This is a genomic window from Brucella sp. NBRC 14130 (genome assembly GCF_040371715.1).
Classification (GTDB): domain Bacteria; phylum Pseudomonadota; class Alphaproteobacteria; order Rhizobiales; family Rhizobiaceae; genus Brucella; species Brucella intermedia.
The window spans coordinates 1-13,844 of sequence record NZ_BAABTE010000022.1; the positions used below are offsets into that span (position 1 = coordinate 1).

Consider the following 13,844-nt stretch of genomic DNA (forward strand, 5'->3'; position numbering starts at 1 on the left):
AGCACGTCAACCTGACGAAGCTTCGTGACAATCTCTTCTGCCTTATGTCTTTTCGCTGCCATTTCAATGTCCTTCTACGGCTCATAAGCCATACTTCATGAAGGATCACTTTTCAGGGGGCAGACCATTCGTCTACGCTTGAAGAAAGCAGCAATTACCACGAGCGTTATCAATGCAGCAATTGCAGCAGTAGCCGACGAGGAATTGCGCGAGGATTACGAAATCATTTGGGTAGATGGTCAGTCGTTCGGTCGCCTTGATCCGCTAGTGCTTGCAATATTCGAGTACGCAGGAAAGACACCGGAACAAGCAGACAGCATTTGGAGTGGGGAATAATTATATGTTTCCCTTTGGTCGTCGTGACAACATTGCCGTTTCAAGGCGGTCACGACGATCATCAGTATTCTCAACCCGAACGTTGTTAACGAAGTGATCGATTGTTAACGGGGATTCACCCATCCAACGCATTGGTGATGTTGCAAGATCGAATTTGTTCGTCAGTCGGCCTTGCTTGTCGAATTCATATGCGATGATGCCAGCGCCGATAATCACACGGAAGCGTCGCGTATCCATATCAAAGGATATGAAGTCGATAATCTGCGTGAGTGCTTGCGCGATCTTTGACCGGCTTTCGTAAACCTTCTCGTCCAATCCGGTTTCCCACATCTTGCGTTCGCTTGCGATACGTTCGGCAAGCGAGTTAGCGTTTCGCTCTGCACTATCCAGCGTCATTAAATCAGCGCGCAATATTTCGAGTTCGGCTTTGGTGCTATACTCACGGGTTCGACGTTCGCTTATCTCGCGCATCACATCTGCGCGAGTTGCATCATCATCGGCCATCGCTGCAATCGCCATGAGGTTCTTGCGCTGCTTTTCCAACCCTGCAAGCGTTGTCTCGTGGCTTGCAATCTTCTCTTGCAATTGCTGCTTTCCGGCGCTGTTGTTTTCACGAGCAAACGCGGAGAAGGAATGAAACTCCTTCACGTGGTCGAGAATTGCATTCTCAACCTTGTCGTATCGGAATTGTCCGCTTGGTCCAGTGCATGGACCGCCGCGATAGTTGTTGTCGCAACGAATGTACTTTTGTGGATTGTTTGCAGCACCGCCCGTTTTAATGAGCATTCGACCCTGACAATGCGCACAGGTGGCGAGTGGCCCGATCAGGTTCGTGAGCCTTTCACCTTTTCGTCCTGCCGAATTGCGAACACGCTTGTTCTTTTGCACACGCCAGAAAAGTTCCTCACTAATCACCGCTGGCAGATACGCGCGCAGTGCTTCGCCGTATGGTTGTGACTTTCCGTTAACGCGATGAACCGGCTGATACGTTCCGATCACCGCTTCGTTCCGCAAAATTAACCCTACCGTTGGCTGTTGCCATTCACCTTTACCGGTAAGGGTAGGGGTCTTCGCTTCATTGAGACGACGAGTAATTACGATCTGGCCAATGCCTGCATCGGCCCACTCGTATATCTGTCGCACTGTGTCGGCATGTTTGTTCAGCCGGTACTCATATTTGTCCGGTGCAATCTCGATTTGATCGAGCCAACGGAACATGTGATGTGAAAAACGTGTCTCACCGGCAAGCGCCCGTTTGCGTCTGCCTTCGGCTGCTCGTTGCAGTCGGTCACTTTTTGTCTGGCTCTCTTCATGTGCACGAGACATGATTGCCAGCGACATCATTAATTGCGTCCAGTTCTCGTCGACCGTCGCATCGGAATAAACCTGCTTATCGGCAAGCGTTACAATGGTTATTCCGGCGTTGATTAGTTCGATGAACGGGCCGAGTGCATTACGAACTTGCAGTCGTGAAAGACGATCCAACGACTCAACGAGCAGGTAACTGCCGCGTTTGATTTGTCCGTTTTGCACGAGTTGCAAAAATTGTCCAAGCGCACCGGATCGCACGTTTGCACCAGTGTAAGCGCTGATGCCGATATCGTGCAGCGTCTCGTCCAAACGCAGATTGTTTTCGGCTGCATATTCGCGGCTACGTTCCAACTGACGACGAAGCGAATCACCCTTCAACTGCTGTTGGGTACTCATGCGCACATAAGAATATGCAGTGGGGCGAATATCGGTTTCTTCCATCGGTACAGCCTTCTTTAACCATTAATGGCTATGGTTAAGAAACTCCATTCATTTAGCAGTTGCTAACTAAGTCGCTTAACGTAATAGCACAATACAAAACTTAACGTTAAGTCGGATTTAACTTTTGCCGAATAGTCTTCCCCGCAAACATCCGTACCGTCGCTTCCGGCGGCGTGATTCTCCGATGGGGCAGACATATGAAAAGTCTTACGAAAACTCTTTTTGCCGGTGTGGCGGCATCGGTTGCCCTCACGGCCATGGTATCTGTCGCGCTGGCGGCCGATATCATCGAACCTGTGCCGGAAGTCCCTGAAGTCGTTGTCGCTCCGCCTGCCGTTGGCGGCTGGTATCTGCGCGGCGACATCGGCTACTCCAAGGCCAAGTTCAAGGATGCGGATTACGCGACCATCGATAATTGCGACACCTGCGGTGGCGGCTCGCCGACCTTCGGCAGCAACACGCTCTATGGCGACCTGAAGGGCTCATTCCTTGTGGGCGGCGGCGTCGGCTATCAGGTGACGGATTATTTCCGCACCGACCTGACGGTCGACTACATGACCCGCGCCAAGTTCGACGGCCATACCTATGGTTCGGCCTGTAACGGCGATATCAACTGCGCTTCCGACGAGCGCGGCCGTTTCTCCGCACTTTCCATTCTGGCGAATGCCTATGTCGATCTCGGCAATTTCGCCGGCTTCACGCCTTATGTCGGCGCCGGTATCGGCGGCACCCGCGTAAAGTGGGGCGATCTCGACGATGTTCGTTATGGCGGCACGCAGGAAGGCGCTGCCAACTGGCGCTTTACCTATGCGCTCATGGCTGGCGCATCGGTCGACCTCACGCATAATCTCAAGCTCGATGCGGGCTATCGCTATCGCCATATCAACGGCGGCAAGATGTTCGAGGGCAACCAGTGGATCGGTGACGGCTACGACAAGGGCATGAATGTGCACGACGTGCGCGTCGGCCTGCGCTACATGTTCGGCGGTGCGGCTCCGGCCTATGCGCCGCAGCAGGTCTCGACCATCGTGGACGGCCCGGTTTACAAGTAAACCGAAGATACAGCAAAGCAATCAGGGCCCGGTTATCCGGGCCCTTTTCGTTTAGAGCGCGTTTCGATCAGATTGGATCAGATCGGCGCCTTGCGGCAGATGCTTTAGAAACACGGTAAACAGATCCCTATATTCATGCGATCTTAACCATGTCCGTTCATACATGATGATACATTCATAAGCGGGGATTTCATCATGTCCATGCAATGGCGTGCCTTCTGTTCGCCGGCTGTGCTGCTGGCCGGATTATGCATCGTATCGCAGTCCTTTGCCGCCGATCTTGATATGATCAGCTATGAGCCGGGCGCTCCGGCACAGCAGCCGGTCGAGGTTGGGTCCGGCTGGTATCTGCGCGGCGATATCGGCTACAACATCTCCTCCAAGGTCAAGGTCCAGACCGAGACGGCTTTCTGGAGCGCGTCGCAAGGCTACGATCTGGACAAGAATGTCGTGCCGTCCGTCGGCGTCGGCTATCAGTTCACGGATAACCTGCGCGGCGACGTGACGTTCGGTTATTCCAAGCAGAGCTTCGATGATCTGGACGTCGATGTTCGCAGCTGGGACATGATGGCCAATGCCTATGTCGATCTCGGCAATTACTACGGTTTCACGCCTTATCTGGGCGCTGGTCTAGGCTTTGCCAATGTGCGGTATTCCATCGATACGGTCTATGGCGCATACAAGGCGGATGATGATTATCGGCTCGCCTGGGCGCTGATGGCTGGCGTGGGCATCGATGTGGCCTCCAATATCAAGCTCGATGTCGGCTATCGATATGGGGTTATCGAGGGGGCGGATATTGCAAGCGCCGCAGGCATCACGCTGAGCGACAAGGACATTCAGTCCCACCAGCTCCGCGCCGGTGTGCGCTTTACGACCTGGTAATATCAGGTCTCATCGAGACTTGGTCAGGCCCGTGCGGCCCTTGAGCATTTTGCGTTAGCAATTTAACGCCCTGCTATAATTGCAGCGGGCCTTTGGGCCCGCCTTGCAGTTATTGTTTCAGGTCTGGCGAATTTTTGGTTTTCATATACGGCCCAAATCCTTACAGGTGAACGAATGCGTCGAACGCGTTTCCTGAAAAGGGGAGGGTTATGAAAGCAATTGCAGCATTTTCAGATTTCGTAGGCCGGACTTTCGCCGTCTGGGTCATTATTTTCGCCATTCTCGGCTTCGTCCTGCCGTCGACATTCAGCGTATTTGCGCCGTGGATCGTGGTTCTGCTGGGCATCATCATGTTCGGCATGGGCCTGACGATTTCCGGCAAGGATTTTGCCGAGGTCGCCAGACGGCCTTTCGACGTCGCCATCGGTGTGCTGGCGCAGTTCATTATCATGCCGCTTCTGGCCGTGCTTCTGACGCGCATCATCCCCATGTCGCCGGAAGTGGCTGCGGGCGTTATTCTGGTCGGCTGCTGCCCCGGGGGTACAGCCAGCAACGTCATGACCTATCTGTCGAAGGGCGACGTGGCGCTGAGCGTTGCCTGCACCAGCGTCACCACGCTGCTTGCGCCGCTCGTGACGCCATTTCTGGTCTGGTTCTTCGCCAGCCAGTATCTGCCGGTCGATGCGATGAGCATGTTCATCAGCATCGTGAAGGTGATCCTTGTGCCGCTGGCGCTCGGCTTCGTGTTGCAGAAACTGGTTCCGGGCCTGGTCAAGGCGGCCATCCCCATGCTGCCGCTGGTGTCGGTCATCGGTATCGTGCTCATCGTGGCCGCCGTGGTCGCGGTCAACAAAGCCGCCATCGCGCAATCCGGCCTGCTGATCTTCGCGGTAGTGTTCCTGCACAACGGCTTCGGTCTGCTGCTTGGCTATTTCGCGGCGCGTTTCGCAGGGCTGTCGCTTGCCAAGCGCAAGGCGATCAGCATCGAGGTCGGCATGCAGAACAGCGGGCTTGGCGCCGCGCTCGCCAATGCGCATTTCTCGCCGCTGGCGGCAGTGCCGAGCGCTGTCTTCAGTGTCTGGCACAATATCTCCGGCGCGCTGATTGCAAGCTACTATGCGCGCATGGAAGACGAGCCGACGGAGACGCAAACGGTCACGCGATAAGGAAATTCTACCCGCCCGAAGCAATTCGGGCGGGTTTGATGAAAATATTCCACGAAAGCCGTATTGAGGAAAAACGCGCTTTCGGCTATCCCGGTAAGTGGGCCACGTCTCCCCAACGAGACGCGTGCTATCTGAGAGGATAGAAACAACATGACGACGATTGCGAAGCCGGCAGTTCGCCCGGCTAATCCTAATTTTTCATCCGGTCCCTGTGCAAAACGTCCCGGCTGGTCGCTGAATGCGCTGGTCGATGCGGCACTTGGCCGTTCGCACCGCGCGAAAATCGGCAAGACCAAGCTCAAAGAGGCCATCGACCTTACCCGCGAAGTGCTGCAGGTGCCTGCCGATTACCGTATCGGCATCGTGCCCGCTTCCGACACCGGCGCTGTCGAAATGGCGCTGTGGTCCATGCTGGGCGCGCGCGGCGTCGATATGGTCGCCTGGGAAAGCTTCGGCGCAGGCTGGGTCACGGATGTGGTGAAGCAGCTCAAGCTCGAAGACGTTCGCACCTTCGAAGCGCCCTACGGTGAGATTGTCGATTTTTCCAAAGTCGATTTCGACCGCGATGTGGTCTTCACCTGGAACGGCACCACGTCGGGCGCGCGCGTCCCGAACGCCGATTTCATTCCGGCAGACCGCAAGGGCCTGACCTTCTGCGACGCGACCTCTGCCGCTTTCGCGCAGCGTCTCGATTTCCCCAAGCTCGATGTCGTCACCTTCTCCTGGCAGAAGGTGCTGGGCGGCGAGGGCGCACACGGCATCCTGATCCTTTCCCCGCGTGCGGTGGAACGTCTGGAAAGCTACAAGCCCGCATGGCCGATGCCGAAGATTTTCCGCATGACCAAGGGCGGCAAGCTGATCGAAGGCATTTTCGTCGGCGAAACCATCAACACGCCGTCCATGCTCTGCGTGGAAGACTATCTCGATGCGCTGAAATGGGCGAAGTCGCTCGGCGGTCTCGATGCGCTGGTTGCGCGGGCCGACGCCAATTTCGCCGTCCTGAACGATTTCGTCGAGAGGACGCCGTGGATCGCCAATCTGGCCGTGAAGCCGGAAACCCGCTCCAACACCTCCGTCTGCCTGACGATTGTCGATCCCGAAGTAACCGCCTTGTCTGCCGACGAGCAGGCTGCTTTCGCCAAGGGCATCGTCACGACGCTCGATAAGGAAGGCGTTGCCTATGACATCGGTGCTTATCGCGACGCGCCTTCCGGCCTGCGCATCTGGGCCGGTGCGACGGTGGAAGCTTCCGATCTGGAAGCGCTGACGCATTGGCTGGATTGGGCTTTTGCAACGCAGAAGGCTGCGCTTAAAGCTGCGGCTTAAGCAGATCCATGCATGACACCGTGGTCCGCGTTGGGGCGGCCACGGTCCGCATTCCCCCATTACAGCGCATTTCCTGAAGCAGAACGGTCTGCGTCATCACAGGAAATGCATGGTTTGAAAATGTTTGAAGGAGGCCTCAATGGCACCTCGCGTTCTCGTATCCGATAAGCTTTCGCCCACTGCCGTCCAGATTTTTAAGGATCGCGGCGTGGAAGTCGACTATCTGCCTGATCTTGGCAAGGACAAGGAAAAGCTTCTCGAAGTCATCGGCGATTATGACGGTCTGGCGATCCGTTCGGCCACCAAGGTCACGGAAAAGCTGATTGCCGCCGCCAAAAAGCTCAAGGTCGTCGGTCGCGCCGGTATCGGCGTCGATAATGTCGATATTCCGGCGGCTTCGCGCCGCGGTATCATCGTCATGAACACGCCTTTCGGCAATTCGATCACCACGGCAGAACACGCCATCGCGCTGATGTTCGCTGTCGCGCGGCAATTGCCGGAAGCCGACACATCCACCCGCGCCGGCAAGTGGGAAAAGAACCGCTTCATGGGAGTCGAAATCACCGGAAAGACGCTCGGCGTCGTCGGCTGCGGCAATATCGGTTCGATTGTCGCGACCCGCGCCATCGGCCTGAAAATGCATGTGGTGGCTTTCGATCCGTTCCTGTCCGAAGCCCGTGCGCAGGAACTGGGCGTTGAAAAGGTCGAGTTGGACGAACTGCTCGCCCGCGCCGATTTCATCACGCTGCACACGCCGCTGACCGACAAGACCCGCAACATCATCAACGCGGAAAACCTCGCCAAGACCAAGCCGGGCGTGCGCATCGTCAATTGCGCGCGCGGCGGGCTGATCGTGGAAAAGGACTTGGTGGCAGCACTGAAATCCGGCCATGTCGCAGGCGCCGGTATCGACGTCTACGAAACGGAACCGGCGACGGAGAACGAGCTGTTCTCGTTGCCGAATGTCGTCTGCACGCCGCATCTTGGCGCGTCGACGGCGGAAGCGCAGGAAAATGTCGCGCTTCAGGTGGCCGAACAGATGTCGGACTATCTCGTGAAGGGCGCCGTTTCCAACGCCATCAACATGCCGTCGATCACGGCGGAAGAAGCGCCGCGCCTCAAGCCGTTCGTAAAGCTTGCCGATGTGCTTGGCGCCTTCGTCGGTCAGGTGACGGACGAGCCGATCCAGGAAGTGGAAGTGCTGTTCGACGGTTCCACCGCCACGATGAACACGCGCGCGCTTCTGAGCGCGGCCCTCGCCGGTCTCATCCGTCCGCAGGTTGCCGACGTCAACATGGTTTCCGCGCCGATCATGGTGAAGGAACGCGGCATCATCGTTTCGGAGGTCAAGCGCGACAAGTCGGGCATCTTCGACGGCTATATCAAGCTGACGGTGAAGACCACCCTGCGCGAGCGTTCGATCGCGGGCACCTGCTTCTCGGACGGCAAGCCGCGTTTCATCCAGATCAAGGGAATCAATCTCGATGCCGAGGTCGGTCCGCACATGCTTTACGTCACCAACAAGGACGTTCCGGGCATGATCGGCCTGCTTGGCACGATCTGCGGCAAGCACAATGTCAATATCGCAAACTTCTCGCTTGGACGCGACCATCCGGGTGGCGACGCGATTGCCATGCTCTATGTGGATGAACAGATTCCACAGGCAGCACTTGACGAACTGACGGCTCAAGAGGCAATCAAGGCGGCAACACCGCTTGAGTTCAACGTCGGAGAAGTTTGAGAAAATGGTTGAAGAGATGGTACAGCCGGAATGGCGGCGCATGCACGAGCATGATATTGCGAGCGTGACCGCCGTCGCCAATGTTGTCCATCTCGATTTCTTCGAAGATGAGGCGGTCTTCCGGGACCGCTTCAAACTCTATCCGGCAGGCTGCTTCGTGCTGGCCCGCGAGAACGAGATTCTGGGTTACGGCGTCAGCCACCCGTGGAAGCTCGATACGGTTCCGGCCCTCAACGCTGTTCTGGGCGCGCTGCCGGAAGACACCAATACCTATTACATCCACGATATCGCACTTCTGCCCGAAGCCCGCTCCGGCGGTGCCGCCACTCGCGTAGTCGAGCTGATGGCCTTGCAGGCCGAGCGCGACGGTTTCGTCACCATGTCGCTCGTCGCCGTCAACGGCTCGCAGGGCTTCTGGGAAAAGAAGGGCTTTGTCGTCCGCGATCTCCCAGCGCTCGAGGAAAAGCTGAAAAGCTATTCGGAGGATGCGCTTTATATGGTCCGCGCCGGATAGATCGTAGATATTCACGCTCTGGAGGTCTGCAAATGGCATTCTTTTGAGCTTCCGGTGCTCATGTACTAAAATGTACATTCCGCTCCGGTTCTCAAAGAATACCATTTTCGCCTCTCCATAGCGTGAATCTCAAACGATCTAAGCGCCCTTCGTTCCAGTTGGCGTTCAAAAATCGGGAATTTCTTGCACGAAAGAGTCGCGCAATCCCGTTTCAATCTGTATAGAGACGAGGGATCAGCACCCTGTAGCCTCAGCTGGCGATGACCGGGCCGCTTCGATCCTTGGATTTTCAAATAGAAGCCAAGGAGTTTCTTCAATGGCAAATGTGGTTGTCGTCGGGTCGCAATGGGGCGACGAGGGCAAGGGTAAGATCGTTGACTGGCTGTCCGAACGCGCCGATGTCATCGTGCGCTACCAGGGTGGTCATAATGCAGGTCATACGCTGGTCATCGACGGCGTCAGCTACAAGCTTTCGCTCCTGCCATCCGGCCTTGTACGCGGCAAGCTGAGCGTCATCGGCAACGGCGTCGTTGTCGATCCACATCATTTCGTTTCCGAAGTCGAGAAACTGCGCGCGCAGGGCATCGACATCAATCCGGACGTGCTGCGCATTGCCGAAAATGCCCCGCTCATCCTCTCCATCCACCGCGATCTCGATGCCATGCGCGAAGGCTCCAATTCGGGCCTCAAGATCGGCACGACCAAGCGCGGCATTGGCCCGGCCTATGAAGACAAGGTTGGCCGTCGCGCCATCCGCGTCATCGATCTGGCCGAGCCGGAAACGCTTGAGCCGAAGGTTGAGCGCCTGCTCGCCCACCACAATCTGCTGCGCCGCGGCATGGGCCTTGAGGAAATCGCGGTCGAAACCATTCTGACCGAGCTGACCTCGGTTGCCGACCAGATCCTGCCCTATATCGATCAGGTCTGGCGCGTTCTCGACGAACGCCGCAAGGCGGGCGACCGCATCCTGTTCGAAGGCGCGCAGGGCGCACTGCTCGACAACGACCACGGCACCTATCCTTTCGTGACGTCCTCCAACACGGTTGCCGGTCAGGCTGCCGCCGGTTCGGGCCTCGGCCCGACGGCCATCGGCTATGTGCTCGGCATCACCAAGGCCTATACGACCCGCGTCGGCGAAGGCCCGTTCCCGACCGAACTCAATGACGAGATCGGCGAATTCCTCGGCACCAAGGGCCATGAATTCGGCGTGGTAACAGGCCGCAAGCGCCGCTGCGGCTGGTTCGACGCCGTGATCGTGCGCCAGACGGTCCGCACCTCCGGCATTACCGGCATCGCGCTGACCAAGCTCGATGTTCTCGACGGCCTGGATGAAATCAAGATCTGCGTCGCCTATGAACTCGATGGCAAGCGCATCGACTATCTGCCGTCCTCCATGGGGGCGCAGGCCCGCGTCAAACCGATCTATGAAACGCTGCCGGGCTGGTCGGAAACGACCGCAGGTGCGCGTTCGTGGAACGATCTTCCGGCGCAGGCGGTCAAATATGTCCGTCACATCGAAGAACTGATCGGCGCGCCGGTGGCCATGCTTTCCACCAGCCCGGAACGCGAGGATACCATCCTCGTCACCGATCCGTTCCACGACTGATTGTTTGCAGTCAATGAGCGATATGTTCGGAGCGGCTTTTTCGGAAGCTGCTCCGATTTCGTTTCGGCCGTTGTACAAAGAACGCAATCGGCTGCATAAAGCTTCGCAACAGGGTGAATTTTGCCACTATTTCACCGCATCGTTTTGAAAGTCTTCGCTAAATCGTAGCCGGAGACTTTGCTTTCCCTTGATTATTGTGATTATTGGGACATTTATTGCATCCTGTGCTTATTGTTCATCTGGACGGGCGGAAACCGGGTAAGACGGAATGGCGGATTTTGTAGCGGTACTGAAAAAGACGATCGATGCGCAGGCGGACAAGACTCCTGAATTGCGCCAGCGCGTTTATGCGAAAGCGCGTGCAACGATCGAGCAGAAGCTTGTCACGGCAAACGCCTCGCAGGCCGTGGCTGTCCGCCAGCGTAATATTCTCGAAGACGCCATTGCTGAGGTCGAAGCCTTTTATGCTCCGCCCGCCAGCCCGCCGGAGCCGGTCGAGGATGCGCTGGATGATTTTCTGCAGGAGGCGAATCGCGCTGCTGTGGATCGCGCGCCGTCCCATGAAGACGACGAGCCTGCATTTTCCGCCGCCCCGCAGGATGAACGCCGCGACCGCGTTTCCGACGAGGATGACGACGAACCGGCTTTCGTGGCCGAGCGCAACGACGACTGGAAGCTGGATCGCGCCAAGGAAAAGGCGCAGGCCCGCCGCAGCGAATATATCGAGCGCACGTCCAAGAAGGAAAAGCGCTCCTATAAGGGGCTGGTTGTCGCGTTGATCGCAGTTCTGGCTCTCGGAACCGCCGGTTACGTTGTCTGGAACAACAAGGACAAGATTCAGGAACTCGCGTCGAGCCTTGGCCGCAGCGACGCGCCTGCGACCGGTTCCGACAGCCAGACACAGCCTCAAGACACGACGCCGCCGCCAGCCGACAGCAATGCGGCGACGACGGGCGGCGAACAGACGCCGGAACAACCGCAACAGCCAGCGGGCGAGCAGAAGTTGACGCAGCGGCTGATGCCGGACGGCAGCGAAACCGATAGCGGGCCTGCCGGTGGCGCGAACGGGATCGGGGAGGGCACCTCCACCGCCGCTTCCACTCCTGCACCTGCCGAGACGAACTCGCCAGCGGGCGCGCAGCCCGGACAGAACCAGACCGTCGCCGTCGGCCAGCAGGCGCTTCTCTATGAAGAGCGCGGCGGTGCCGGGTCGGATTCGGTCGAGCGCGGCAATGTGGTTTGGTCGGTGATCGAGGAAAGCCCGGAAGACGGCCAGCCAGCGCAGCCCGCCGTGCGCGCAACCGTCACGATGCCGACGAGCAAGGTCGAGCTGAAGATGACCATTCGCAAGAACACGGACCAGTCGATTCCAGCAAGCCATCTGATCGAAATGGTCTTCACGGTGCCCGAGGGCTTCTCCGGAGGCGTTGTGGATAATGTGCAGCGCGTTACCTTCAAGGACACGGAACAGGCGGCAGGCAATCCGCTGATCGCCGTCCCATCGAAGATCGGCGACAATTTCTTCATCGTATGGCTGAACGACGCCCGCACCGCGCAGGATACCAATCTATCGCTGATGCGACGCCTGCAATGGATCGATATTCCGATCTCCTACCGCAATGGCCGCCGCGCCCTTATCAGCCTTGAAAAAGGCGTGCCCGGCGAGAAGGCGTTCAACGACGTACTGGGTGCGAATTAATCTTCCTGCGAAACGAAAAAAGGCCGCTTCGAGCGGCCTTTTTGTTTGCTGGCGATCAGGATTACTTCTTTTCGGCAAAGGCCTTGATTGCCTTGGCGACTTCGTTCTGCGCGGCTTCCGCGCTGTCGAAGCCTGCGAGTTCCACGACCTTGCGGCCTTCCGGCAGCTGCTTGTAGACGCGGAAGAAGGCTTCGAGACGCTGCTGTTCGATCTTCGGCAGATCGGTGATTTCCTTGATGTTGTCATAGGTCGGATCGATGTCCGTGGTCGGCACGGCAACGATCTTGTCGTCCTGGTCGCCGCCGTCGATCATCTTCAGGACGCCGATGGGACGAACCTTGATGATCGCGCCCGGAACAATCGGCTCACGCGTGTAGATCAGCGCGTCGAGCGGGTCACCGTCACCGGCAAGCGTGCTGGTGATCGAGCCGTAGTTGGCCGGATAGACCACAGGCATGGACTGATAGCGGTCGACCACGATATGGCCGGTCTTGTCGTCGATTTCGTATTTGGTGAAGCTGCCCTGCGGGATTTCAATGGCCGTGAAGAACTCCTTCCCGTCCTGTTCCTTCTGCGGATAATCGAGGAAGGAGACATATTCGGAAGCAGATGCGGCGGTGGCAGCGGTAAGCGCGATAGCTGCGGCGAGCAGGAGCTTTTTCATGGGATGACCTTGAAGCTGGGGTGAAACACGCCCTCGTCCCTAAAGCCAATCCATTACAGTTGTTTGACGGTTTTATATCGGTTGGATGACGGTTTCGACGAGGAAGCGCCTGCGATACTCCGCCGGGCTGATGCCGATCTTCTGGCGGAAATGATGGCGGAGCGTGTGGGCGCTTCCAAAACCGACCGAAGCGGCGATATCGTCGATGCTTGCCTCTCCTTGCGAGAGCAGTTCCTTTGCCGCTGCGACGCGCTCCATGGTGAGCCAGTCGCCGGGGGTAGCGCCGGTCGCTTCGGCAAAGCGCCGCAGGAAAGTGCGCGGGCTCATCCGGCACTCCGCCGCCATGCGCCCGATTGTCCATTCCGCCGCCAGACTGGCGCGCATCCTGTCCAGGACCGGGCTGATTGCCGTGCCCTCGCGCCTCGTCACTGGCCGTTCCAGGAACTGTGCCTGCCCGCCGGTGCGATGGGCGGGCATGACCAGCCGCCGGGCAACCGAATTCGCGGCGAGCGCCCCAAAATCCTGACGCACGATTTCGATCAGGAGGTCCATTCCCGCCGCGCTTCCAGCCGAGGTGAATATGCGATCATGTTCGCGGTAGAGCGACGCATCATCGACATCGATTTCGGGGTGCCTTTTGCGCAGTGCCTCGGCATGGCGCCAGTGCGTGGTCGCGGTGCCGCCGTCGAGCAGCCCCGTCGCGGCCAGCACGAACGCGCCCGAACAGATGGAGGCAAGACGTGCCCCGCGCCGGTGCGCGCGGCGAAGCCTTTCGCTGACCGCTTCCGGCACCGGAATGTCCGCACCTTTCCAGCCCGGAACGATGATGATGTCGGCTTCATCGATCAGGTCGGAACTGCCATCGGGTGTGATGAGCAAACCGCCATGCGCGCGCAGCGGACCCTCTTCAATCGGGCAACTGGCAAAGCGATACCAGCCCGGTCCCATTTCCGGCCGGGGCAGGCCAAAGATTTCGGCGACGATGCCGAATTCAAAAGTGCAAAGCCGGTCATAGAGAAGCGCCACGACGAGCGGGCCTTGCAGGTCTGGTGTGCGGTTTGTCATTATCTTTACGTATATTGTCAATCTCGCCAATTGCAAGC

At 57.9% G+C, this 13,844-nt stretch carries 12 protein-coding genes; 9 read left to right on the forward strand and 3 right to left on the reverse strand.

The annotated features are described in order from the left end of the window. Positions 1-138: 138 nt before the first annotated feature. Positions 139-336 (forward strand): hypothetical protein, encoded by a 198-nt coding sequence (locus ABWW28_RS25145; protein ID WP_353392650.1) that lies wholly within the window; start codon positions 139-141, stop codon positions 334-336. Here the strand turns inward: ABWW28_RS25145 and ABWW28_RS25150 are convergent, their stop codons facing one another. Beyond that, complete coding sequence (locus ABWW28_RS25150) at positions 337-2,088, reverse strand: recombinase family protein (RefSeq protein ID WP_353392652.1); 1,752 nt, start codon at positions 2,086-2,088, stop codon at positions 337-339. A 197-nt stretch (positions 2,089-2,285) separates the two neighbouring features. Here ABWW28_RS25150 and ABWW28_RS25155 point away from each other — a divergent pair, with 197 nt between their 5' ends. From ABWW28_RS25155 to ABWW28_RS25190, 8 genes are all read left to right on the forward strand, one after another. Further along, positions 2,286-3,140 carry an outer membrane protein gene (locus tag ABWW28_RS25155; RefSeq protein WP_021587990.1) on the forward strand — a complete coding sequence of 285 codons (855 nt, stop codon included), beginning with the start codon at positions 2,286-2,288 and terminating at the stop codon, positions 3,138-3,140. 195 nt (positions 3,141-3,335) lie between these two features. Then, positions 3,336-4,025, forward strand: a complete 690-nt coding sequence (locus ABWW28_RS25160) for an outer membrane protein (protein ID WP_021587989.1) — start codon at positions 3,336-3,338, stop codon at positions 4,023-4,025. A gap of 209 nt (positions 4,026-4,234) precedes the next feature. After that, the gene (locus tag ABWW28_RS25165) at positions 4,235-5,191 is read left to right on the forward strand and encodes a bile acid:sodium symporter family protein (protein WP_021587988.1); all 957 of its coding nucleotides are present in this window, start codon (positions 4,235-4,237) and stop codon (positions 5,189-5,191) included. A 150-nt stretch (positions 5,192-5,341) separates the two neighbouring features. Next, positions 5,342-6,517: a phosphoserine transaminase gene (locus tag ABWW28_RS25170; protein ID WP_021587987.1), complete on the forward strand. Its 1,176-nt coding sequence runs from the start codon at positions 5,342-5,344 to the stop codon at positions 6,515-6,517. 139 nt (positions 6,518-6,656) lie between these two features. Then, complete coding sequence (serA, locus tag ABWW28_RS25175; protein ID WP_021587986.1) at positions 6,657-8,258, forward strand: phosphoglycerate dehydrogenase; 1,602 nt, start codon at positions 6,657-6,659, stop codon at positions 8,256-8,258. 4 nt (positions 8,259-8,262) lie between these two features. Next, entirely contained in the window at positions 8,263-8,772 is a 510-nt protein-coding gene (locus tag ABWW28_RS25180) for a GNAT family N-acetyltransferase (protein ID WP_021587985.1), read from the forward strand. 316 nt (positions 8,773-9,088) lie between these two features. Next, the gene (locus tag ABWW28_RS25185; RefSeq protein ID WP_006467698.1) at positions 9,089-10,378 is read left to right on the forward strand and encodes an adenylosuccinate synthase; all 1,290 of its coding nucleotides are present in this window, start codon (positions 9,089-9,091) and stop codon (positions 10,376-10,378) included. Positions 10,379-10,646: 268 nt separating this feature from the next. Beyond that, positions 10,647-12,077: a transcriptional regulator gene (locus ABWW28_RS25190; RefSeq protein ID WP_021587984.1), complete on the forward strand. Its 1,431-nt coding sequence runs from the start codon at positions 10,647-10,649 to the stop codon at positions 12,075-12,077. Positions 12,078-12,138: 61 nt separating this feature from the next. Here the strand turns inward: ABWW28_RS25190 and ABWW28_RS25195 are convergent, their stop codons facing one another. Next, the gene (locus tag ABWW28_RS25195) at positions 12,139-12,741 is read right to left on the reverse strand and encodes an inorganic diphosphatase (RefSeq protein WP_006467695.1); all 603 of its coding nucleotides are present in this window, start codon (positions 12,739-12,741) and stop codon (positions 12,139-12,141) included. A gap of 72 nt (positions 12,742-12,813) precedes the next feature. Beyond that, a complete protein-coding gene (gene ftrA, locus ABWW28_RS25200) occupies positions 12,814-13,806 on the reverse strand; it encodes a transcriptional regulator FtrA (protein WP_021587983.1) in 993 nt (330 codons plus the stop codon). Between the last annotated feature and the right edge of the window lie 38 nt (positions 13,807-13,844).